This window comes from Pseudomonas azerbaijanorientalis (assembly GCF_019139795.1).
Classification (GTDB): domain Bacteria; phylum Pseudomonadota; class Gammaproteobacteria; order Pseudomonadales; family Pseudomonadaceae; genus Aquipseudomonas; species Aquipseudomonas laurylsulfatiphila.
In genome coordinates this window covers 2,895,390-2,917,515 of record NZ_CP077078.1, presented here as the reverse complement: position 1 = coordinate 2,917,515, position 22,126 = coordinate 2,895,390, and the positions used below count along the sequence as shown (strand labels likewise).

The window sequence follows — 22,126 nt, the reverse complement described above, 5'->3', positions numbered from 1 at the left end:
AGGCATAATCGCGCGCCCCCCGCTGCCACCCACATAACCAGCATCGTTGCAAGGTAACCGCCCCATGAAAGCTCAAGCCCGCCATATCCTGGTGAAAACCTCGGAAGAAGCCGAGCAGCTCAAACAACGCATCGCCAAGGGTGAAGCGTTCGATGTGCTGGCCAAGAAGTATTCGACCTGCCCGTCGGGCAAGCGCGGCGGCGACCTCGGCGAAGTGCGGCCGGGGCAGATGGTTGGCGTGATCGATGCGGTGATCTTCAAAAAACCGCTGCGGGTGGTGCATGGGCCGATCAAGAGCAAGTTCGGGTATCACCTGGTGCAGGTGTTTTACCGGGATTGATGCCGTTGGCTTGGGGGCCCTTTCGCGAGCAAGCCCGCTCCACAATGAAACGCGGTCAACTGTGGGAGCGGACTTGCTCGCGAAAGCCGCGCCGCGGTTTCAATCTTAGAAACAGGTTTCCATGGTCTCGATGACGTTCAACTGCTCATCGACAAGACAGCCAACACGCCACTTGTCGAACGTCAGGCACGGGTGCGAAGTGCCGAACGAAATGATGTCGCCCACCCGCAGATCAACCCCCGGCGCCACGGTCATGAACGCATGCTGGTCCATGACCGTGGTGACTTTGCAGGCACTCACATCATCGCCGCTGGCCGGCACCACGCCCGCCTTGTAGCGCCGCAACGGCACCGGCAAACCGGCGTCGTAGGCGACGTCGCGTTTGCCCAGGGCAATCACCGCAAACCCTGGCTCCGGCAACGACTGCACGTGCGCCCACACTTCCAGTGCCGGGCGCAGGCCTTCGTGCAGGTCGCTGCGACGGTCGAGCACGCAGCACTGCGCTTGCTTGTAGATACCATGGTCGTGAGCCACGTAACTGCCGGGACGCAGCACGCTGAGGAAGCGTCCAGCGGCGTTCTGTGCTTCGAAGGACTCGGCAATCAGGTCATACCAGGCCGACCCCGACGCGGTGATGATCGGCTTGGCAATGGCGAAGGCGCCGCTGCCCTGCAACTGCACGGCCAGGCGCACCAGCGACGCGGCGAAATCACGAATGCCGGTCACGGCGTGATCGCCATGGATCACCCCCTCATAGCCTTCGATCCCGGTCAGGGCCAGGGCCGGTTGCGCGGCGATGGACTTGGCCAGGTCGAGCACTTGCTGTTCGCTGCGGCAACCGCAACGCCCGCCGACCACGCCGTATTCGATCATCACGTTCAGGCGCACGCCACGGGAGGCGAAGTAGGCACCGAGGTCGGCGACGTTGTCCGGGTGATCGACCATGCAATAGAAGTCGAACGTCGGGTCGGCCAGCAGGTCGGCGATCAGTGCCATGTTCGGCGTGCCGACCAACTGGTTGGCCATCAGGACACGGCGCACGCCATGGGCGTAGGCAGCGCGGGTTTGCGTGGCGCTGGCCAGGGTGATGCCCCAGGCACCGGCGTCCAGTTGGCGACGGAACAGCGCCGGGGTCATGCTGGTCTTGCCATGGGGCGCGAGTTCCGCTCCGCTGTCGCTGACGAACGCCTGCATCCAGCGGATGTTGTGTTCCAGCGCCTCGCGATGCAGTACCAGCGCAGGCAGGCTGACATCACGCACCAGGCTGGCACCGATGGGCGCCGCACCTTTATCCACGTTGGCAGTATGGGGGGCAGAAGACATGGTCGAACTCCTCGTTCACGCGGCTGCAGACAGCCGCTGTTACTCGTTGATGCGACGGGCCAGGCTATTGGCGCTTGCGATCAGCACCCGGCGGTAGTCGTTGTAGTTTTTCTTCGCATCGGCCCGTGGGGCGACGATGCACAGGGTCGCGATGGCCACGCCGTCGGGGTTTTTGACCGGCGCGGCGCAGTAATGGGTAAAGGTGTCGTCGACGCTATCGAAGGAAAAGAACCCCTCGATACCGGCCTGACGGGGCCGCCTTCGCGAGCGAGCCCGCTCCCACATTTGGAATGCGTTCCCCTGTGGGAGCGAGCCTGCTCGCGAAGAGGGCACCTCGGTTCAAGCCTTTTTCTTGTACGCAATGCAGTCGATCTCGACCTTGCAGTCGACCATCATGCTCGCCTGCACACAAGCCCGCGCCGGGGCGTGCTCGGGTTTGAAGTACTCGGCGAAGACCTTGTTGAAGCTGGTGAAATCCCGCGGATCCTCCAGCCACACGCCAGCACGCACCACATCTTCCAGGGCATAACCGGCCTCTTCGAGAATCGCGATCAGGTTCTTCATGGTCTGGTGGGTCTGTTCGACAATGCCGCCCGTAATAATCTCGCCGTCCACCGCCGGCACCTGCCCGGAAACGTGCAGCCAGCCATCGGCTTCAACGGCGCGAGCGAAAGGACGAGGCTGACCGCCAGCGGCGGTACTGCCGGTGCCGTAACGAGTAATGCTCATGAGTGTTTCTCCTGATTGAAAATTGAAGGATCAAAAACGGGTGCTTTTGAGAAATTCCGCCAGTCGTGGCGATTGCGGGCGTTCGAACAGGTCCTTGGGGGGCTGGCCGTTTTGAGCATGATTTTGTGCATGGTTTTGAGTCTGAGTCATGGCAAAGCCATCTTCCCGTCAAACAAGTGCTAGCGATAGCTACAGGGTGAAGTGATAACGCTCAATCAGTGTGCACATGACCACGACATGCCACAGGTCCATCTGCGTCCAGGCCGGCTGTCACCACTGTCAACTCTGACAGTAGACCCGCGCAAGACATGTAGAAATACTGGAGTCTCATCTGACTCATACCCCCCAATTAAAGGGAATGTGAAATGAAGACGCCAAAAGGATTAGTTTTCTGTGCCGTACTGGGAGTTGGATTAGCAGGCTGTAACGTTCAACAGGACACGTCTGTGACCTCTGTAAACGAAGAATGCAAATATCTGGTCAACGGAAAATTTATCGGCCAAAACGGTCCGGAAGTTTGCGTCACGACACCGCTGTCAAAAAGCGCCACATCGATTACGGGAACTATCGTTGGTACCGGAACAACGGGGCCGTTCATGGTGACTGCATTAACCAGCGATGGAACCATCCTTAAACAGGTCACCACCCTCGCCAACGGTGACTTCACGATGACCCCGCTAAACCTGCAGAGCCTGCCTGGCAAGGGGATTTCAATCTCGGTTTTTGTTAACGATGTCAGTTCGCCTCCCACCAAACTGGTCGTTGGGCAAGAACCCCCGGCGAAGTGCAGGCAAGGCACCCCCGGGTTTCCACTGTGCGGTACTTACCCTGGCGCGATTTTCTTCCCGATAAAAACGTCCATCACCACAATATTCTTGCTTCCCCCCGGAGACGTCTTTGGGGGCGCAACGCTTGTCCCGAATTTTATGGGGTTGAGTTTTATTAACTGGAAGCCGGACAGAACCATTGCATATCAAATGTCCGTCGCTCCGTTACAGCCTGGAGATGAACCTAGTGTTTATGCGGAGAACAAAAACAACGAGTCGTTTGCCTACCTCGTGTCGCAAACAGTTCTTGCCAATAAAAAACAAGAATGAAAAATCGAGGTTTCCAAGACAAAAGACATCTGGATAGCTGGGGCAACTCTGGAAAATATCGAGTCAATTCAGCCGTGGAGCAAGGTCGGTGATGTACAAAATCATTGAAGACGAAGTGTTGAAAAAAATCGGCGCCGGCTGAGGTTAAAGCCGAGTTTTCCAGCATGAGTTTGATCGGCTACACACCTATTGCCTATTGATCTACTCAACTGCGCCAATTCACCAATTTCCATTGCGGCCTCATTTTCCCGCTTGACATTAAAGTTAACTTTAAGCTTAGCCTCTGCTCATCAGTATGAGGAGTCAAGCATGTCACCCTTCCGAATCTTGAATTTGCCCAACGGCCAGACCATCGGCAATCGCATTGCCAAAGCCGCGATGGAAGAGAACCTCGCCAACACCGATCAAGTACCCGATCAGGCACTGCTTCGCCTGTATCAAGCCTGGGCCGAAGGTGAAGCCGGTTTGCTGCTGACCGGCAATGTGATGATCGACCGCCGCGCCATGACCGGCCCTGGCGGTGTCGCACTGGAGGACGAGCGGCATCTGGAACGCTTCCGCCAGTGGGCCAGTGTCGGCCGGGCCGGTGGTGCGCACTTCTGGATGCAACTCAATCACCCTGGCCGCCAGACCATGGCCAACCTCGGCCAGCAAGCACTGGCGCCGTCGGCGGTTGCGCTGGATCTCGGCCAGTTCTCGAAGATGTTCGCCGAACCCAAGCCCATGGGCGAGGACGACATCCAGGAGGTGATCCGACGTTTCGCCACCAGCGCCGCACTGGCGGAGAAAGCCGGTTTTACCGGTGTGCAGATCCACGCCGCCCATGGCTATCTGCTCAGCCAGTTCCTGTCGCCGCTGACCAATCGACGCACTGATCGCTGGGGTGGTTCGCTGGAGAATCGCGCGCGCCTGCTGTTGTCCGTCGTCGAGGCGGTTCGCCAGGTGGTATCGCCGCAATTTTGCGTGTCGGTAAAGCTCAACTCAGCGGATTTCCAGCGCGGTGGCTTCGATGCCGATGATGCACGGCAAGTGATCCAGTGGCTCAACGAGCAACCGATCGACCTGCTGGAACTCTCCGGCGGCAGCTACGAAGCACCGGCCATGCAAGGCGAAGCGCGCGACGGCCGGACCCTGGCCCGGGAGGCGTACTTTCTGGAAATGGCCGGCGAACTGGCCAGCGTGGCGCGCATGCCGGTGATGGTGACAGGCGGGATCCGGCGTCTGGCAATCGTCGAACAGGTCCTCGACAGCGGCATCGCCATGGCCGGCATCGGCACCGCCCTGGCCGTGGAGCCGCACCTGGTCAAGCATTGGCGCGAAGGCAAGAACAGCCACCCACAACTACCGCCGATCCGCTGGAAGCGCAAACCCCTGGCGGCGCTGGCGAGCATGGCGGTGGTGAAGTTCCAGCTGCATCGCTTGAGCCGTGGGCGCAAAACCCGACCCGAGGTTTCGGCACTATGGGCGTTGATTGTCGACCGGTTGTACATTGGCAAGCGTACCCGGCAGTACCGTCAGGCGATGGGTAAGTAATCCAGAATTGATGTTGGCTGATCCACCGCCTTCGCGAGCAAGCCCGCTCCCACATTTGGAATGCGTTCCACCCTGTGGGAGCGGGCTTGCTCGCGAAGAGGCCAGCCTGGGCAAAGGAGAATTCAACCAGGCAGCAACTCGTCAATATGCCGATACTCAGCCTGCAACTGCGCCGCCAGCACCCGGCTACGCCCAAGCCGAATCGGTCCGCGCTCGATGTCGATCAACAGCCCCGGACACGCAAGCGTCGGCAACAGCGACCAGTCCTTCAGCCTGCCATCGGTCACCAGCAGCAACCGCTGCTGCTCTGCCGGAAAACGTTTCTGCCGTGCGGCAAGCCACTGCCCTGCTTCGCTCAATGCCGCCAGCAGCGGCGTGCCGCCACCGGCGCCAAGGCCATCGAGCCAAAGGCGCAACCCCGTTGAGGCCTTCAATCCCTGCACTTGCCACCTTGGTGCGGCACCGCTGGCCGTGAGCAAGGCCAGGCGTGCGCGCTGGCGATAGGCATCGTCGAACAACTGCGCCAGCAAGCCCTTGGCATCACTCAATGCCTGATGACGGCGGGTCGATGCGGAGGCATCGACTATCACCAGCCACAGTTCATGGGGCGAACGCGTGCGCAGTTGAAACATCAGGTCGTCGCGCTGACGCGGCCGGCCATTGAGCAAGGTGCCGGGCCAGTTGACCGAGCCACTGCGGGCTGCGTGACGCTTGCCCTGTTTGCCATGGTCCAGTCGCCCGGCTCGGGGTCTGGCATTCGCCCCCGCGTCGCAGCGAGGGCGAATGCCTAGGGCTTTTTTGGCCAGCTCGGCACTTCACGTCGTGCGCCGGTCGCCAGCGCCTGGGCAGGCAATTCGCCCCACTGGCCCTGCCCATCGCACGGATTGGCGTTTTGCGGTGCGCAGGGTTGCGTTGCGTGGGATGGCTGAGGCGCCGCAGCCGAATGCTCGCGACGGCGATGGCGCAAGGCGAACTCGGCAACGGCGTCGATATCTTCCTCGGCGATAGCGTTCGCCCCGCGCCAGGCAGCGTGAGCCCGGGCGGCACGCAGCCAGACCAGGTCAGCGCGCAAACCATCGACGCCAGCGGCAAAGCAGCGCTCGGTAATCCGGTCCAGCGCCTGGTCGTCGAGAGGAATACTCGCCAGGGCGTTGCGTGCGTGCTGGCAACGTTCGCGCAGTGACGCCTGCGCCGATTCCCATTCGGCGCAGAAACCTTGCGGATCGCTGTCGAAATCCAGGCGACGACGGATGATCTGGCCTCGTTCGGCCGGCGCTGTGTGACCACCAAGGGCGACATTCAGGCCGAAACGGTCGAGCAGTTGCGGACGCAGCTCACCCTCTTCGGGATTCATGGTGCCAATCAGCACGAACTTCGCCGAGTGCCGATGGGAAATGCCGTCACGCTCAACCAGATTGGTGCCGCTGGCGGCCACATCGAGCAGCAGGTCAACGAGGTGATCAGGCAACAGATTGACCTCGTCGACGTAGAGCACGCCACCGTCTGCCTTGGCCAGTACGCCGGGGGAAAACTGAGCCCGACCTTCGCCCAGCGCCGCGTCGAGATCGAGGGTGCCGACCAGGCGCTCTTCGGTGGCGCCCAGCGGCAGTGTGACAAACTGACCGCTGGCCAGCAGGTCCGCCAGACCACGGGCCAGGGTCGACTTGGCCATGCCGCGCGGACCTTCGATCAGGACTCCGCCGATTTTCGGGTCGATGGCGGTCAGGTACAGGGCCAATTTCAAATCGTCGGCGCCGACCACGGCGGAGAGCGGGAAATGCGGGGTGTCGGTCATTGTTTTATCTCGGTCATGGTCGGTGATCTCACAGGCGCCTCAATCCTTGTGGGAGCGGGCTTGCTCGCGAAAGCAGTGTCTCATCCAACCTATACGGCGACTGACACGACCTCTTCGCTAGCAAGCCCGCTCCCACAGGTTTTGCGGTGATTAGCTGTCTTCTTCTATATCCAGCAACAGATTCTCCAATGCCTCGCGGTAGGCGCCCGGCTCCTTCCACATCCCGCGTTGTTGCGCCTCGAGCATGCGTTCAGTCATGTCGAGCAAGGCATGGGGATTGTGTTCACGGACAAAATCCCGGGTTTCAGGGTCGAGCAAATAGGCGTCGGCCAGCAACGCGTACTGGTGATCGTCGATCAACTGCGTGGTGGCATCGAAGGCGAACAGATTATCGACGGTCGCGGCCATTTCGAACGCCCCTTTGTAGCCGTGGCGCTTTACCCCTTCGAGCCACTTCGGATTGGCCGCCCGGGAGCGGATGACCCGGTTCAGCTCTTCCTTCAAGGTGCGAATCTTCGGCAGGTCCGGCTGACTGTGATCGCCATGATAACTGGCCGCCGCCTCGCCTTTGAGGCTTTCCACCGCCGCGAGCATACCGCCCTGGAACTGGTAGTAATCATTGGAGTCGAGCAAATCGTGCTCGCGGTTGTCCTGGTTTTGCAGCACCGCCTGTACCTGGCTCAGGCGCTGGCTGAACTGTTCACGGGCGGCGGTGCCTTCGTCGGAACCGCCGTAAGCGTAGCCGCCCCAGTTGAGGTAAACCTCGGCCAGGTCCTCGCGGGTTTGCCACAGACGACCGTCAATGGCGCCCTGCACGCCGGCGCCGTAGGCCCCGGGCTTGGCCCCGAAAATCCGCCAGCCGGCCTGCCGTCGCGCAGCGTCTTCATCCAGTCCGGTCTGCAACAAGGCTGCACGCTCGGCACGCACCTTGGCCGCCAACGGATTGAGGTCGTCCGGCTCATCCAGGTCGGCCACCGCTTGCACCGCCGCGTCAAACAGGCGGATCAGATTGGCAAAGGCATCGCGGAAGAAACCGGACACGCGCAAGGTCACGTCGACCCGAGGACGGTCGAGCAAACTCAACGGCAGTATCTCGAAATCGTCGACCCGCTGACTGCCGGTGGCCCAGACCGGACGCACACCCATCAACGCCATCGCCTGGGCGATGTCATCGCCGCCAGTGCGCATGGTCGCGGTGCCCCACACCGACAGGCCGAGCTGGCGCAGATGATCGCCGTGGTCCTGCAGGTGCCGCTCCAGAATCAGGCTGGCCGACTGGAAACCGATGCGCCACGCCGTGGTGGTCGGCAAATTACGCACGTCCACCGAGTAAAAGTTACGCCCGGTGGGCAGCACGTCCAGACGACCGCGACTCGGCGCACCGCTGGGGCCGGCCGGGACGAAGCGACCGCTGAGGGCATCGAGCAGACCGCGCATTTCCGCTGGGCCGCAGGCGTCCAGGCGCGGGGCAACTACATCGCGAAGGCTGTCGATTATGGCACTCACTTCAGCCCAACCTGCCTCCTGTGGGAGCGGGCTTGCTCGCGAAAGCGGTGGGCCAATCGACATCAATGTTGAATGGTCAATCGCTTCGCGAGCAGGCTCGCTCCCACAGGGGTCATTCAACACGCCCGAAATCAACTGCGCTGCATACAGTTCCAGGCGCTCGCGGGTATCGCCCGCCGTGCGCCAAATCTCGTCACTGATAAGCAAAAGAGACTCGGGACGCGGCCCGGTCCATGGCTCGGCCAGCGCACAATCCAGTGGGTCAAACCCCAACGCAAACGCCTTGGCCAGCGCCCGCAGCAGACTCGATTGCGCACCGCGTCCATCGCCCCGTGGAATGCGCAACAACGCCAGCAAGGTGTCGATACGCAAGCGACCGGTGGGTGATTCGCCGAACACGTGCAGGCCGTCGCGGATCTGCGACTCTTTCAAGTCGCACAGGTAAGTGTCGAGTCGCGGCAACCAGATCGCTGCGTCGGTATCGCTGTCGAGTTGCTCGTCCAGCTGCAGTTCGCGGTCGATGTGCGAGTCACGCACCAGTTGCAGGATGTCGCGCTGCAACTCCCGTGCGCGACGCGGATCGAGCAACTGCGCTTCGTAATACTCGTCGGCCAACAGTTCGAGGTTGCGCAGCGGGCCATAGGTTTCGGCGCGGGTCAGCGGTGGCATCAGGTGGTCGATGATCACCGCCTGGGTGCGCCGCTTGGCCTGGGCGCCCTCGCCCGGGTCGTTGACGATGAACGGATAGATGTTCGGCAGCGGCCCGAGCAGTGCATCCGGCCAGCAGTTTTCCGACAGCCCCACGCCCTTGCCCGGCAGCCATTCGAGATTGCCGTGCTTGCCGACGTGGATCACGCCGTGGGCACCATAGGTGTGGCGCAGCCAGAAGTAAAACGCCAGGTAGCCGTGGGGCGGCACCAGGTCCGGGTCGTGATACACCGCGCTCGGATCGACCTGATAACCCCGCGCCGGTTGGATGCCGACGAAGGTTTGGTCAAAGCGCAGGCCGGCGATCATCATCCGTGCGTTGCGGCACATTGGGTCGTTTTCCGGCGCGCCCCAACGTTCCAGCACCGCCGCACGATTGGCTTCGGGCAGGGCATTGAACATCATCAGATAATCATCCATTGCCAGGCTTTGCTGGCACGGACGCAGGTCGAGGGTATCGAGATCGTTGCTGACACCGCCCAGCAACTGCTGGATCAGCGCGGTTCCACTGTCCGGTAACTCCGCCGGCAACGGATAACCTTCGGCATGCAGCGCCCGCAGGATATTCAGTGCAGCAGCCGGAGTGTCGAGGCCGACCCCATTGCCGATGCGCCCGTCGCGAGTCGGGTAATTGGCGAGAATCAAGGCAATGCGTTTTTCCGCATTGGGCACCCGCGCCAGTTCAACCCAACGTCGCGCCAGTTCAGCAACGAAGTCCATGCGCTCCGGTTGCGGCCGGTAGCAGACCACATCCGACTGACTGCGCTCACTGCGCCACGCCAGGTCCTTGAAGCTGATCGGGCGGCTGATGATGCGCCCGTCCAGCTCCGGCAAGGCAATGTGCATCGCCAGATCGCGCGGGCCAAGCCCCTGTTCACTGGCGCGCCAACCCGGTTCGTTGTCCTGGGCACAAATCGCCTGGATCACTGGAATATTGCGACGGAACGGTCGCAGGTGTGGCGCTTCGGGGCTGGACTGGGCGAAGCCGGTGGTGTTCAGGATCACCGAGACGCTAGCCTCATCCAGCCAGTCCTCGACCGCGCCCAGGCAGCCGGACTCCTTCAAACTGGCCAGCGCAATCGGCAACGGATTCAAACCCGCTGCCTGCAAGCGTTGGCAGAAAACATCGATGAAAGCGGTGTTCGCCGCCTGCAAATGCGAGCGATAAAACAGCACCGCCGCCACCGGTTGATCGGCGCGCCAGTCGGCTTGCCAGTCGCTCAGTGCGGCAGAATGTTTGCGCGGATGGTAGATCGCCGTGCGCGGCAGGGTTTGCGGCTCACCCCAGGTGTAATCGCGCGCCAGCCAGCGGTTGGCCAGGCAGCGGAAGAAATCCAGGGCGTTGCCCATGCCACCCTGACGCAGAAACTGCCAGAGCCGGTCGCGGTCCTCGGCGCCGACGGTGCTCAGGTCGCTGAGCTCCGGGTCCGGGCGGTCATCGCCCGGCACCAGAATCACCTGCACGCCGCGCTGGGACAGCTCGACCAGGCGCTCGATGCCGTAACGCCAATAGGCGATGCCGCCGTGCAGCGAAATCAGGATCACCCTGGCGTGACGCAGCACTTCATCGACGTACAAATCGACCGAGGCATGGTTCTGCACCTGCATCGGGTTGGCCAGGCGCAGGCTCGGGTAATCCTCGGGCAACTGCTGCGCCGCCTCGGCGAGCAGCGCCAGGCTGGAGTCGCCGCTGCACAGGACCACCAGCTCGGCGGGGGTTTGTCCAAGGTCGGCGATATTGTCATCCGACACGAAACCGCCGGGCTGGGTCCTGAGCAGGTGCATGGGTTACACGCTGAGCGCAGCGCGCAATTGCGCTTCGAGCACGGCGGCGTCCAGTTCCTGGCCGATCAGCACCAGACGGGTGATGCGCGCCTCTTCGGCGCCCCACTGGCGGTCGAAGTGCTTGTCGAAACGCGTGCCCACGCCCTGGATCAGCAGGCGCATCGGTTTGTTCGCAACGGCGGCGAAACCTTTGATGCGCAGGATGCCGTGCTGGACCACCAACTGGGTCAGCGCGTCCATCAGCAGGCTTTCGTCGGCTTGCGGCAGTTCGATGGAGATCGAATCGAAGGCGTCGTGATCGTGGTCGTCATGATCATCGTCGCCATCGTGATGATGGTCGTGGTGACTGTGGCGGCTGTCGATGTGTTCTTCGGAGCCGGCACCCAGGCCAATCAGCACGTCCAGCGGCAGGCGACCGCTGCTGGCTTCGATGATTTTCACCGCTGGCGGCAATTCTTCGGCCACTTCCAGACGCACGCGGGCCAGGTCGGCCGGATTGATCAGGTCGGATTTGTTGAGAATCACCAGGTCGGCGCTGGCCAGTTGGTCGGCAAACAGCTCGTGCAATGGCGATTCGTGGTCCAGGTTCGGGTCGAGTTTGCGCTGGGCATCGACCTGGTCCGGGAAGGCGGCGAAGGTGCCGGCGGCCACGGCCGGGCTGTCGACCACGGTGATCACCGCGTCAACGGTGCAGGCACTGCGGATTTCCGGCCACTGGAAAGCCTGGACCAGCGGTTTTGGCAGGGCCAGGCCCGACGTTTCGATGAGGATGTGGTCGAGATCGCCGCGACGAGCCACCAGTTCACGCATCACCGGGAAAAATTCTTCCTGGACGGTGCAGCACAGGCAGCCGTTGGCCAGTTCATACACACGGCCGTTGGCTTCTTCTTCGGTGCAACCGATGGAGCACTGCTTGAGGATCTCGCCGTCGATGCCCAGCTCGCCAAATTCGTTGACGATCACAGCGATGCGGCGCCCCTGGGCGTTGTCGAGCATGTGCCGCAGCAGCGTGGTTTTACCCGAGCCAAGAAAGCCTGTGACGATGGTGACGGGAAGTTTGGCCAGTGTTTTCATCGGATGCCCTATGGCTAGGTGGCGGGCATACGGGACGACGACCGGCAACGCAGATGTGCGTGCCTGAAGAGTTCGCCACCGGATCACCCCGCCCGGTTGAAAGTGAGAATCTGTGTCGAGGCAGGTCTCCTGGCTGACGGTGTGCCGGCCTTGAGCCTGGCATTCGCTGCGCCTTCCCGCCGGCCTCATGGATTGGGCCTGCAGTGGCGTGGCAACGAACATCACCGTTCACAGTTGCGGGGGCAGCCGCGGCATTGACCGCGTTCCCTTCTTAGCTTCGACAAACGCCGAAGAACCTCGAAAGCGCAAGGCTACGCATGGTATTGGGGCGGGTCAATGTTCACGTGACTTCTGCGGTGTGCCCTTCGCGAGCAAGCCCGCTCCCACATTTGATTGGGTTCTTTCAGAGGAAAAGGGTCAAGTGTGGGAGCGGGCTTGCTCGCGAAGAAAGCGACTCGGTTTCCAGTTGAGAACCCTTGCCAATTGACGCCCAACCCTCGCCCATGCTCTCCTACGCATCTTGTTACGGGTGCCCTTCACAGGGTGAAACGGGAAACCGGTGAATCATGTGCTTTACTCTAAAGCCATGTCAGTCCGGTGCTGCCCCCGCAACGGTAAGCGAGCGAAGCATCAGATCCACTGTGCCACTACGGCATGGGAAGGTGATGCTTGCAGGATCAGGCCCAAGCCTTTGCCCCTCGTGAGCCCGGAGACCGGCCCGCAACATAAAGTGACCATAACGATCACTGAAACAACAAACCCGCGGTGGGCGGGCGCTGTTTGAAACCCTGCGCGCCTGGTCGTGCAGGTTTTTGCATGCGCTCTTGATTCCCCGCTGACAGACCAGAGGGAAACGCCATGTCGATCATCAGCAGCACCGGCCACACTACAGCCAGCACCACTTCTACCCTGACTCAACGTCTGACCGCCGCCGTCTGCGCGTCGATCCTGGGCGCAAGCCTTGTGTATTTCGCCGGTTTCTCGCACATCGAAGCGGTGCACAATGCTGCCCACGATACCCGTCACAGCTCCGCGTTCCCGTGCCATTGAGACCTGCTGACATGATCAAGCGTATTGCGCAAACCGCAGGTTTCACCGGGTTGCTCGCCGCCCTGTTGCTGACCCTGCTGCAAAGTTTCTGGGTCGCCCCCCTGATCCTGCAGGCCGAAACCTACGAAAAAGCTGAACCGGCGGCCGTTGAAATGCATGAACACGCCGATGGCGCGATGGCTGCCCACACCCACGACGCCGAAGCCTGGGAGCCGGAAGACGGCTGGCAGCGCGTGCTGTCGACCACTGGCGGCAATCTGGTGGTGGCCGTCGGTTTCGCCCTGATGCTGGCCGGCCTGTACACCTTGCGTGCGCCGACCAAAACGTCCCAGGGCCTGCTCTGGGGCCTGGCCGGCTATGCGACCTTCGTGCTCGCGCCGACCCTCGGCCTGCCACCTGAACTGCCAGGCACGGCCGCCGCCGATCTGGCACAACGGCAACTGTGGTGGATCGGTACCGCCGCCTCTACCGCCGTCGGTATCGCACTGATCGTATTCAGCCGTCACTGGCTGATGAAAGTCCTCGGCGCGGCAATCCTTGCCGTTCCCCATGTGATTGGCGCACCGCAACCGCAAGTGCATTCGATGCTCGCTCCGGAGGCACTGGAAACCCAATTCAAAATCGCTTCGCAACTGACCAACGTGGCGTTCTGGCTGGCCCTGGGCCTGATCAGCGCCTGGTTGTTCCGTCGCAAAAGCGATGGCCAATACCACGCATGACTGACGTCAGCACTGCGCCGACCCTGGTGGTCGGCCTGGGCTGTCAAAAGGGCTGCCCCGTCAGCACCTTGCTGGCGCTGCTCGACCAGGCACTGGAGGCGCACCAGATTGCGCGCCATGAAATCAAGGCCCTGGCCAGCATCGATTCGAAGCGCGACGAACCTGCACTGATCGAACTGGCCCAGCAGCTTGGCCTGGAATTGATGTACTTCAGCAGCGAGCAACTGGCCCCCTATGAGCCGCAACTCAGCCATCAATCGCAAATAGCGTTTGAACGCACCGGTTGCTACGGCGTGGCGGAAAGCGCCGCACTGGCCCTGGCCGAACAACTGGCACAGGCCCCGGCAAAACTGCTGATTCCCCGACAGAAATATGCCCAGGCAACCCTGGCATTGGCCGGCGCGGCATAAAATCCCCGATAATCCCCGTCTCGATCATGAACATTCTTCATCTGAAGCCCTGTTCAGCCCCTTTTTTCCCTACAGGAACCGACGATGACCGTCTACTTCATTGGCGCAGGTCCCGGCGACCCCGAACTGATTACCGTCAAGGGCCAGCGGCTGATTCGCAGTTGCCCGGTGATCATTTATGCCGGCTCGCTGGTGCCAGCCGCGGTACTGGAAGGTCATTGTGCCGAGCAGGTAGTCAACAGCGCCGAACTGCACCTCGAACAGATCATCGACCTGTTCAAGGCCGCCCACGCCAAAGGCCAGGACGTGGCCCGGGTACACTCCGGCGATCCGAGCCTGTATGGCGCCATTGGCGAACAGATTCGCTATCTGCGTGAGCTGGGCATTGCGTTCGAAATCGTCCCGGGCGTGACGGCCACCGCCGCTTGCGCAGCGCTTCTGGGTGCTGAACTGACGCTACCGGACGTTTCACAAAGCGTGATCCTGACTCGCTACGCCGACAAAACCGCCATGCCACCCGGAGAGGAATTCGCCAGCCTGGCGCAGCACGGCGCGACCATGGCGATTCATTTGGGGGTCAATCACCTGCCGAAGATCGTTGAGGAACTGCTGCCGCATTACGGCGCCGATTGCCCGATTGCGGTGGTTCACCGCGCGAGCTGGCCGGATCAGGACTGGGTGACGGGAACGCTTGAGGACATTGCCGGGAAGGTTGCCGCCAAAGGGTTTCGGCGCACGGCTTTGATACTGGTGGGACGGGTGCTGGGCAGTGATCATTTCAGCGAATCGTCGCTGTATCGCGCGGGGCATGCGCATCTCTATCGCCCATAAGGCCCCTTCGCGAGCAGGCTCGCTCCCACATTGGAATATGGTCAACTGTGGGAGCGAGCCTGCTCGCGAAGGCTTCAGCGAATTTAACTCATAAAAAACGGCGCTCACGGGGCGCCGTTTTTTTATTTCGCAGCGAACACCTTAGTAGTAGGCGTTTTCTTTCTGCGTGTGGTCGGTCACGTCGCGAACGCCCTTGAGCTCGGGAATACGCTCAAGCAGGGTACGCTCGATGCCTTCCTTGAGCGTCACGTCGGCCTGGCCGCAGCCTTGGCAACCACCGCCAAACTGCAGGACGGCGATGCCGTCTTCGACCACGTCGATCAGGCTGACCTGACCGCCGTGGCTGGCCAACCCAGGGTTGATCTCGGTTTGCAGGTAGTAGTTGATGCGCTCGTTGACCGGGCTGTCGGCATTGACCATCGGTACTTTGGCGTTTGGCGCCTTGATGGTCAGCTGGCCGCCCATGCGGTCGGTGGCGTAGTCGACAACGGCATCGTCCAGGAAGGCTTCGCTGAAGTGGTCGATGTAGGCGGTGAAGCTTTTCAGCCCCAGCGCGGTGTCTTCGGGCTTTTCTTCGCCCGGCTTGCAGTAGGCAATGCAGGTTTCGGCGTACTGGGTGCCAGGCTGGGTGATGAAGACGCGGATGCCGATGCCCGGGGTGTTCTGCTTGGAGAGCAGATCAGCCAGATAATCGTGGGCGGCGTCGGTAATGGTAATAGCGGTCATGGAAACTCCTCGCAGGCTTGGGCGCAGTTTACGCCAATCGGCGCGCCGGACAAAGTCCCAGTATTTTTGTCAGGAAAGAATTGTGGGAGCGGGCTTGTGTGGCGAGGGGGCTTGCCCCCGTTGGGTCGCGAAGCGGCCCCAGAAAATGGGACTGCTGCGCAGTCCAACGGGGGCAAGCCCCCTCGCCACAAGCCCCCCCCACAGGGGATCAGCGGTGTTTCAGAGGTTCTCGAAGCGGTTCATGTCCAGCACGCCCTCTTCCACCGGATCGGTCTCCTGGATGTAGCGGCTCAGGTCATGGAAATACAGCCAGAATTGCGGATGACTGCGGCGTATTCCCCAACGTTCGACGATTTTCTCAAAGCTGTCGCTATCCTTGGCGTTCTCCATCGCATCCACAAACGCCGGCACTTGCCCGGCCGGAATGTTGAACATGAAGTTCGGGTAGCTGCTGAGCACACCCGGGAAAATCGTAAGGGTATCGAGCCCCGGCTGATAGCGCAGCGATTCGCCAAGCAGGAACGCCACGTTGCTGTGGGCCCGGTTGCGCAGCAGGCTGTAAACCTCTCGCTTGCCGCTGCCGGTTTCGATTCGCAGCATGGTCGCTTCCGGCAGTTGATCAATCACTCTCAACCCCGCCGCCGGACGCGAGGTCAGGCGGCTCAACACCTGCTCGGCATTTTGCAGATCCGGATCAATGTTCGGCCGCGAGCAGTAGGCGCCGTCGCAGCGGTTGATCGGGTCGGGCCTGGCATTGAGGTCGCCATATCGGGTCAGCAATTGCCGGGCGAAATCGCGCTTGGGATCCTGCGGATCAAGCTTCAGCGCGGTCGGTTTGTCATCGTCGATGGACTCGTAGTCCAGCCACATCTTGAATTTTCCACTGTTCTGATACCAGTCGTCGAGGTAACCCTCCCGCGAATCGGCGGGCATCAGACGCAGGAAATTCTGCTCGGCTCCGTTACGGATCAGGTCGAAATACAAGCGCGTCTGGGCCTGATGGGACACGTTGCCGAACACATCGAAATTGACTGCCAGTTGGTAGTAGGTGCGCTCCAGCAGCGGATAGTCGAACAGCCACATCGTCTGCGGCACTTCGCCGATCAGGCCTTTGGTCACTGAGGCGCTGTCGAAATGGCGAAAGATGCTCAGCAGTGCGTTGTCGTTGCCGGCCCACAGGGTCGACCAACTCGGCGCGGGCAAGTCTGCGTAACTATCGCGGCGCAGGGCCTCGTATTCGTTGCGTTTGTCGCGGTAGTCATGCCACAGGGTCAGGACGCTGCCGACATCATCATTCTGCCCCGGCATCGCCAGCAGGGGCGTGGCTTGCCCGCGATAGTTCGGGTCGGTGATGTAGAGGTCGTGTTCAGGTGCCTGGAACAGCGCCCAGAAGTTATCGCGAATCACGTCCGTGGCGATCTGCCCACGACAGACTGGCCCACGGATAAAGGTGCGCACGAAGTACTCGGCGTTATCGAGCATGAACTGGTAGCGCGCCTGGGCCGGAATCGCTTCGAAGGTGGTAAAGGGGTTGGCCCGGCTCTTCGGCCCGTAGCCCGGCAATGCATTGGCCTCCCAGTTGCCGCTGTAGAACAGGGATTTGACACGCGCCAGCTTCGCCGCACTCAGGGGATAGGAGATATGGGTCTTGTGCACGATCACGCCCTGCACCGGCCACAAGCGGTAGTAAAACTCCGAGCCTGGATCATCGTTGGGACGCCGGGTATTGATCAGGTCAATCGGCTGGCCGGTCGGCGTGCGCGAACGCACCCACTGGAAGAAATGCCCGGGCTCACCCTCCTTGAAGTAAAGATGGGCGAGGAACCAGTGCTCATACAGCCAGCGCCCCACCAGGCTTTGCCGGGCGCCCGGCGAATTGAGCAGGTTTTCCCACTGGATTACTTGCAGCGCTTCTTGCGCACTCGGGGCCAGGGCCTGCTGATCGATAGGTGCGCCTGCGGCCAGCCAGCGTTGCAGCGTCTGGTACTGCTGGTCGGTCAGCCCGGTCACCGCCAGCGGCATGCCTTCTTTCGGGTGCGAAGCGGCGTAGCCATCGAACTGCGCGGGCATGGAACACATGTTCTCCCGGTTCAGACCCAGGACGATGTCTTGCGGCAGCCTGGCGTTAGGTTGCAAGGGGGTGTTGTGGCCCAGTTCCAGCATCCGTGCCATCAATGAGGCCTGGCTGCCCTGGGCATCAAGCACCGAAAAGAAGCCCTTTTGCTGCCAGGCGGCTTTGCCGGAGGCGTCCAGAAACAGCCGCGTCGGCGCCACCGCTTTAGTACGGTCACCGTCGTAAACCGGGACTTTCGTCGCGCCGCGTGCCGCGCCTTCGCCGCTGCCCAGGTTGAGCTGACAGGCGGCGTCGTTGCAAGCGTGGCAGGCCACGCACTTTTCAGTGAAGATCGGTTGAATGTCTCGACTGTAGGAAATGGCAGAGGAGTTCGCCGGACTTTGCGCCGCAGCGCCCCAGCTTAAAAGCATCAACACACTGCTGATGACGAAGCGATAAGACATGTCCCTGGTCCCGGATCCTGAAAAAACGCCGCGATTCTACCGGTCTGCCATGCCTGCCAACATGAACGATATTCATGCAAAACCGAGTCATGCTCTAAAAGCGCACAGGTTTGCTATCATCCCGGCCCTTCGTCATGGTCTTACCGAGTAGTCCAAATGTCCGATCGCAGCGTTCGCCTTCAAGCTCTCAAGCACGCCCTCAAAGAGCGCATCCTGATTCTCGATGGCGGTATGGGCACGATGATCCAGAGCTACAAGCTCGAAGAGCAGGATTACCGTGGCAAACGCTTCGCTGACTGGCCGAGCGATGTCAAAGGCAACAACGACCTGTTGGTACTGACTCGTCCGGACGTGATTGGCGGCATCGAAAAAGCCTACCTCGACGCTGGCGCCGACATTCTGGAAACCAATACCTTCAACGCCACCCAGATCTCCCTGGCCGACTACGGCATGCAAGGTCTGGCGTATGAATTAAACGTAGAAGGCGCTCGCCTGGCACGCAAGGTCGCCGACGCCAAGACCCTGGAAACCCCGGACAAACCGCGCTTCGTCGCCGGCGTGCTCGGTCCTACCAGTCGCACCTGCTCGTTGTCCCCGGACGTGAACAACCCCGGCTACCGCAACGTGACCTTCGATGAACTGGTGGAAAACTACACCGAATCCACCAAAGGCCTGATCGAGGGCGGCGCCGACCTGATCCTGATCGAAACCATCTTCGACACCCTCAACGCCAAGGCCGCGATCTTCGCCGTACAGGGCGTGTTCGAAGAGCTGGGCGTCGAACTGCCGATCATGATTTCCGGCACCATCACCGACGCTTCGGGCCGCACCCTGTCGGGCCAGACCACCGAAGCCTTCTGGAACTCCGTGGCCCACGCCAAGCCGATTTCCGTTGGCCTGAACTGCGCCCTCGGCGCCAGCGAGTTGCGCCCGTACCTCGAAGAGCTGTCGAACAAGGCAGGCACCCACGTGTCGGCGCACCCGAACGCCGGCCTGCCGAACGAATTCGGCGAGTACGACGAACTGCCGTCGCAAACCGCCAAGGTCATCGAAGAGTTCGCTCAAAGCGGCTTCCTCAACATTGTCGGCGGCTGCTGCGGCACCACGCCGGGCCACATCGAAGCCATCGCCAAGGCCGTGGCCGGCTATGCGCCGCGCCAGATCCCGGACATTCCCAAGGCTTGCCGCCTCTCGGGCCTGGAACCCTTCACCATCGATCGCAGCTCGCTGTTCGTCAACGTCGGCGAGCGCACCAACATCACAGGTTCCGCCAAGTTCGCCCGGCTGATCCGCGAGGACAACTACACCGAAGCCCTGGAAGTCGCCCTGCAGCAGGTCGAGGCTGGTGCCCAGGTGATCGACATCAACATGGACGAAGGGATGCTCGATTCGAAGAAGGCCATGGTGACCTTCCTCAATCTGATTGCCGGCGAACCGGACATCTCCCGCGTACCGATCATGATCGACTCCTCGAAGTGGGAAGTGATCGAAGCCGGCCTCAAATGCATCCAGGGCAAGGGCATCGTCAACTCGATCAGCATGAAAGAAGGCGTGGAGCAGTTCATTCATCACGCCAAACTGTGCAAGCGCTACGGCGCCGCGGTCGTGGTGATGGCCTTCGACGAAGCCGGCCAGGCCGACACCGAAGCGCGCAAGAAGGAAATCTGCAAACGCTCCTACGATATTCTGGTCAATGAAGTGGACTTCCCGCCGGAAGACATCATCTTCGACCCGAACATCTTCGCCGTGGCCACCGGTATCGAAGAGCACAACAATTACGCCGTCGATTTCATCAACGCCTGTGCCTACATCCGTGACGAGCTGCCGTATGCGCTGACCTCCGGTGGCGTGTCCAACGTATCGTTCTCGTTCCGTGGCAACAACCCGGTGCGTGAGGCGATCCACTCGGTGTTCCTGCTCTACGCAATCCGCGCCGGGCTGACCATGGGTATCGTCAACGCCGGGCAACTGGAGATCTACGACCAGATCCCGGTGGAACTGCGCGACGCCGTTGAAGACGTGATCCTCAACCGCACCCCGGAAGGCACCGACGCCCTCCTCGCCATCGCCGACAAGTACAAGGGCGACGGCAGCGTCAAGGAAGCCGAGACCGAAGAGTGGCGCAACTGGGACGTCAACAAGCGCCTGGAACATGCGCTGGTCAAAGGCATTACCACCCACATCGTCGAAGACACCGAAGAATCGCGCCTGTCCTTCGCTCGCCCGATCGAGGTGATCGAAGGCCCGCTGATGGCCGGCATGAACATCGTCGGCGACCTGTTCGGCGCCGGCAAAATGTTCCTGCCACAGGTGGTGAAATCCGCTCGCGTGATGAAGCAGGCCGTGGCGCACCTGATCCCGTTCATCGAACTGGAAAAAGGTGACAAGCCTGAAGCCAAGGGCAAGATCCTCATGGCGACCGTGAAAGGCGACGTGCACGACATCGGCAAGAACATCGTCGGCGTGGTGCTCGGTTGCAACGGCTATGACATCGTCGACCTCGGCGTGATGGTCCCGGCGGAGAAAATCCTCCAGGTAGCCAGGGAGCAGAAGTGCGACATCATCGGCCTGTCCGGCCTGATCACCCCGTCGCTGGATGAGATGGTCCATGTTGCCCGCGAAATGCAGCGCCAGGACTTCCACCTGCCGTTGATGATCGGTGGCGCCACCACCTCCAAGGCGCACACGGCGGTGAAGATCGAGCCCAAGTACAGCAACGACGCAGTGATCTACGTCACCGACGCCTCCCGCGCCGTGGGCGTGGCGACCCAGTTGCTGTCCAAGGAGCTCAAGGCCGGTTTCGTCGAGAAAACCCGCCAGGACTACATCGAGGTTCGCGAGCGCACCGCCAACCGCAGCGCCCGCACCGAACGCCTGAGCTATGGCGCGGCCATCGCCAAGAAACCACAGTTCGACTGGGCGAGCTACACGCCGGTCAAACCGACTTTCACCGGCACGCGGGTGCTGGACAACATCGACCTCAACGTTCTGGCCGAGTACATCGACTGGACGCCGTTCTTCATATCCTGGGACCTGGCCGGCAAGTTCCCGCGCATCCTCCAGGACGAAGTGGTCGGTGAAGCCGCCACCTCGCTGTACAACGATGCAAGGGAAATGCTGCGCAAATTGATCGACGAAAAGCTGATCAGCGCTCGCGCAGTGTTCGGCTTCTGGCCGGCCAACCAGGTGCATGACGACGACATCGAGCTCTATGGCGATGACGGCAAGCCAATGGCCAAACTGCATCACCTGCGCCAGCAGATCATCAAGACCGACGGCAAGCCGAACTTTTCCCTGGCCGACTTCGTCGCGCCCAAGGACAGTGAAGTGACCGACTACGTGGGTGGTTTCATCACCACCGCCGGCATCGGCGCCGAAGAAGTGGCCAAGGCCTACCAGGACGCTGGCGACGACTACAACTCGATCATGGTCAAGGCCCTGGCCGACCGCCTGGCCGAGGCCTGCGCCGAATGGCTGCACCAGCAGGTGCGTAAAGACTATTGGGGCTACGCCAAGGATGAAGTGCTGGATAACGAAGCGCTGATCAAGGAGCAATACACCGGTATCCGTCCGGCACCGGGTTATCCGGCCTGCCCGGATCACACCGAAAAAGCCCAATTGTTCGCCCTGCTCGATCCGGAGGCCGAAGAAATGCGTGCAGGCCGCAGCGGCGTGTTCCTCACCGAACACTACGCCATGTTCCCGGCGGCAGCGGTCAGCGGCTGGTACTTCGCTCACCCGCAGGCGCAATACTTCGCCGTGGGCAAAGTTGACAAGGACCAGGTGCAGAGCTACACCTCGCGCAAAGGCCAGGAGTTGAGCGTGACCGAGCGCTGGCTGGCACCGAACCTGGGTTACGACAACTAAGCGGCTCTATTGGCCACGATATTGTGGCCAACACATACCTCTGTGGGAGCGAGCTTGCTCGCGATGGCGGACTGACAGTCGCATGGATATCGACTGTTACGGCCTCATCGCGAGCA

16 protein-coding genes, 1 pseudogene and 2 riboswitches are annotated in these 22,126 nt (G+C 61.4%); of the genes and pseudogenes, 8 read left to right on the top strand and 9 right to left on the bottom strand.

Annotation, left to right across the window (positions count from 1 at the left end; all coding sequences use genetic code 11):
* Positions 1-64 precede the first annotated feature (64 nt).
* Positions 65-340 carry a peptidylprolyl isomerase gene (locus tag KSS91_RS12950; RefSeq protein WP_007898282.1) on the top strand — a complete coding sequence of 92 codons (276 nt, stop codon included), beginning with the start codon at positions 65-67 and terminating at the stop codon, positions 338-340.
* A gap of 105 nt (positions 341-445) precedes the next feature.
* Here KSS91_RS12950 and KSS91_RS12945 read toward each other — a convergent pair whose 3' ends face one another.
* The 3 genes and pseudogenes from KSS91_RS12945 to KSS91_RS12935 all read right to left on the bottom strand — a co-directional run bounded on the left by KSS91_RS12945 (position 446) and on the right by KSS91_RS12935 (position 2,392).
* Positions 446-1,663 (bottom strand): amino acid deaminase, encoded by a 1,218-nt coding sequence (locus tag KSS91_RS12945; RefSeq protein WP_217838214.1) that lies wholly within the window; start codon positions 1,661-1,663, stop codon positions 446-448.
* Positions 1,664-1,702: 39 nt separating this feature from the next.
* Positions 1,703-1,915: pseudogene (locus tag KSS91_RS12940) on the bottom strand (IclR family transcriptional regulator); the annotation flags it as partial.
* Positions 1,916-2,002: 87 nt separating this feature from the next.
* Complete coding sequence (locus KSS91_RS12935) at positions 2,003-2,392, bottom strand: RidA family protein (RefSeq protein ID WP_015094895.1); 390 nt, start codon at positions 2,390-2,392, stop codon at positions 2,003-2,005.
* Positions 2,393-2,757: 365 nt separating this feature from the next.
* On the opposite strand from KSS91_RS12935, the gene KSS91_RS12930 reads away from it, so the two are divergent.
* Positions 2,758-3,489 carry a hypothetical protein gene (locus tag KSS91_RS12930; protein ID WP_217838213.1) on the top strand — a complete coding sequence of 244 codons (732 nt, stop codon included), beginning with the start codon at positions 2,758-2,760 and terminating at the stop codon, positions 3,487-3,489.
* A gap of 309 nt (positions 3,490-3,798) precedes the next feature.
* Positions 3,799-5,022 carry an NADH:flavin oxidoreductase/NADH oxidase family protein gene (locus tag KSS91_RS12925; RefSeq protein ID WP_217838212.1) on the top strand — a complete coding sequence of 408 codons (1,224 nt, stop codon included), beginning with the start codon at positions 3,799-3,801 and terminating at the stop codon, positions 5,020-5,022.
* Positions 5,023-5,144: 122 nt separating this feature from the next.
* Here KSS91_RS12925 and KSS91_RS12920 read toward each other — a convergent pair whose 3' ends face one another.
* From KSS91_RS12920 to cobW, 4 genes are all read right to left on the bottom strand, one after another.
* Positions 5,145-5,690 carry a vWA domain-containing protein gene (locus KSS91_RS12920; RefSeq protein WP_217838211.1) on the bottom strand — a complete coding sequence of 182 codons (546 nt, stop codon included), beginning with the start codon at positions 5,688-5,690 and terminating at the stop codon, positions 5,145-5,147.
* A 119-nt stretch (positions 5,691-5,809) separates the two neighbouring features.
* Positions 5,810-6,817: a magnesium chelatase ATPase subunit I gene (locus tag KSS91_RS12915; RefSeq protein WP_217838210.1), complete on the bottom strand. Its 1,008-nt coding sequence runs from the start codon at positions 6,815-6,817 to the stop codon at positions 5,810-5,812.
* Positions 6,818-6,967: 150 nt separating this feature from the next.
* A complete protein-coding gene (gene cobN / locus KSS91_RS12910) occupies positions 6,968-10,816 on the bottom strand; it encodes a cobaltochelatase subunit CobN (protein WP_217838209.1) in 3,849 nt (1,282 codons plus the stop codon).
* Between the two features lie 3 nt (positions 10,817-10,819).
* Positions 10,820-11,890, bottom strand: coding sequence for a cobalamin biosynthesis protein CobW (cobW, locus tag KSS91_RS12905; protein WP_217838208.1), 1,071 nt, complete (start codon positions 11,888-11,890; stop codon positions 10,820-10,822).
* Positions 11,891-11,992: 102 nt separating this feature from the next.
* Positions 11,993-12,205: riboswitch (cobalamin riboswitch) on the bottom strand.
* A 195-nt stretch (positions 12,206-12,400) separates the two neighbouring features.
* Positions 12,401-12,626: riboswitch (cobalamin riboswitch) on the top strand.
* A gap of 122 nt (positions 12,627-12,748) precedes the next feature.
* On the opposite strand from cobW, the gene KSS91_RS12900 reads away from it, so the two are divergent.
* From KSS91_RS12900 to cobM, 4 genes are all read left to right on the top strand, one after another.
* A complete protein-coding gene (locus tag KSS91_RS12900) occupies positions 12,749-12,940 on the top strand; it encodes a CbtB domain-containing protein (protein ID WP_217838207.1) in 192 nt (63 codons plus the stop codon).
* A gap of 11 nt (positions 12,941-12,951) precedes the next feature.
* Positions 12,952-13,659, top strand: coding sequence for a CbtA family protein (locus tag KSS91_RS12895; RefSeq protein ID WP_007974649.1), 708 nt, complete (start codon positions 12,952-12,954; stop codon positions 13,657-13,659).
* Positions 13,656-14,069 (top strand): cobalamin biosynthesis protein, encoded by a 414-nt coding sequence (locus KSS91_RS12890; RefSeq protein ID WP_015094887.1) that lies wholly within the window; start codon positions 13,656-13,658, stop codon positions 14,067-14,069. The genes KSS91_RS12895 and KSS91_RS12890 overlap by 4 nt, the downstream gene beginning before the upstream one ends.
* An 84-nt stretch (positions 14,070-14,153) precedes the next feature.
* Positions 14,154-14,900 carry a precorrin-4 C(11)-methyltransferase gene (gene cobM, locus KSS91_RS12885; protein WP_217838206.1) on the top strand — a complete coding sequence of 249 codons (747 nt, stop codon included), beginning with the start codon at positions 14,154-14,156 and terminating at the stop codon, positions 14,898-14,900.
* 141 nt (positions 14,901-15,041) lie between these two features.
* Here cobM and nfuA read toward each other — a convergent pair whose 3' ends face one another.
* A complete protein-coding gene (nfuA, locus tag KSS91_RS12880; RefSeq protein ID WP_007912592.1) occupies positions 15,042-15,626 on the bottom strand; it encodes a Fe-S biogenesis protein NfuA in 585 nt (194 codons plus the stop codon).
* Positions 15,627-15,845: 219 nt separating this feature from the next.
* Positions 15,846-18,143, bottom strand: a complete 2,298-nt coding sequence (locus KSS91_RS12875; RefSeq protein WP_217838205.1) for a fatty acid cis/trans isomerase — start codon at positions 18,141-18,143, stop codon at positions 15,846-15,848.
* Between the two features lie 156 nt (positions 18,144-18,299).
* Between KSS91_RS12875 and metH the strand changes: the two genes are divergently transcribed.
* Positions 18,300-22,010, top strand: coding sequence for a methionine synthase (gene metH, locus KSS91_RS12870; protein ID WP_217838204.1), 3,711 nt, complete (start codon positions 18,300-18,302; stop codon positions 22,008-22,010).
* Positions 22,011-22,126: the final 116 nt, after the last annotated feature.

What these genes read in the sequence shown, in the direction of transcription:
- KSS91_RS12945 (WP_217838214.1), bottom strand. Translation starts at nt 1,663, where the DNA reads ATGTCTTCTGCCCCCCATACTGCCAACGTGGATAAAGGTGCGGCGCCC.
- KSS91_RS12930 (WP_217838213.1), top strand. Translation starts at nt 2,758, where the DNA reads ATGAAGACGCCAAAAGGATTAGTTTTCTGTGCCGTACTGGGAGTTGGA.
- KSS91_RS12950 (WP_007898282.1), top strand. Translation starts at nt 65, where the DNA reads ATGAAAGCTCAAGCCCGCCATATCCTGGTGAAAACCTCGGAAGAAGCC.
- KSS91_RS12935 (WP_015094895.1), bottom strand. Translation starts at nt 2,392, where the DNA reads ATGAGCATTACTCGTTACGGCACCGGCAGTACCGCCGCTGGCGGTCAG.
- cobN (WP_217838209.1), bottom strand. Translation starts at nt 10,816, where the DNA reads ATGCACCTGCTCAGGACCCAGCCCGGCGGTTTCGTGTCGGATGACAAT.
- nfuA (WP_007912592.1), bottom strand. Translation starts at nt 15,626, where the DNA reads ATGACCGCTATTACCATTACCGACGCCGCCCACGATTATCTGGCTGAT.
- KSS91_RS12915 (WP_217838210.1), bottom strand. Translation starts at nt 6,817, where the DNA reads ATGACCGACACCCCGCATTTCCCGCTCTCCGCCGTGGTCGGCGCCGAC.
- cobM (WP_217838206.1), top strand. Translation starts at nt 14,154, where the DNA reads ATGACCGTCTACTTCATTGGCGCAGGTCCCGGCGACCCCGAACTGATT.
- metH (WP_217838204.1), top strand. Translation starts at nt 18,300, where the DNA reads ATGTCCGATCGCAGCGTTCGCCTTCAAGCTCTCAAGCACGCCCTCAAA.
- KSS91_RS12895 (WP_007974649.1), top strand. Translation starts at nt 12,952, where the DNA reads ATGATCAAGCGTATTGCGCAAACCGCAGGTTTCACCGGGTTGCTCGCC.
- cobW (WP_217838208.1), bottom strand. Translation starts at nt 11,890, where the DNA reads ATGAAAACACTGGCCAAACTTCCCGTCACCATCGTCACAGGCTTTCTT.
- KSS91_RS12925 (WP_217838212.1), top strand. Translation starts at nt 3,799, where the DNA reads ATGTCACCCTTCCGAATCTTGAATTTGCCCAACGGCCAGACCATCGGC.
- KSS91_RS12875 (WP_217838205.1), bottom strand. Translation starts at nt 18,143, where the DNA reads ATGTCTTATCGCTTCGTCATCAGCAGTGTGTTGATGCTTTTAAGCTGG.
- KSS91_RS12900 (WP_217838207.1), top strand. Translation starts at nt 12,749, where the DNA reads ATGTCGATCATCAGCAGCACCGGCCACACTACAGCCAGCACCACTTCT.
- KSS91_RS12890 (WP_015094887.1), top strand. Translation starts at nt 13,656, where the DNA reads ATGACTGACGTCAGCACTGCGCCGACCCTGGTGGTCGGCCTGGGCTGT.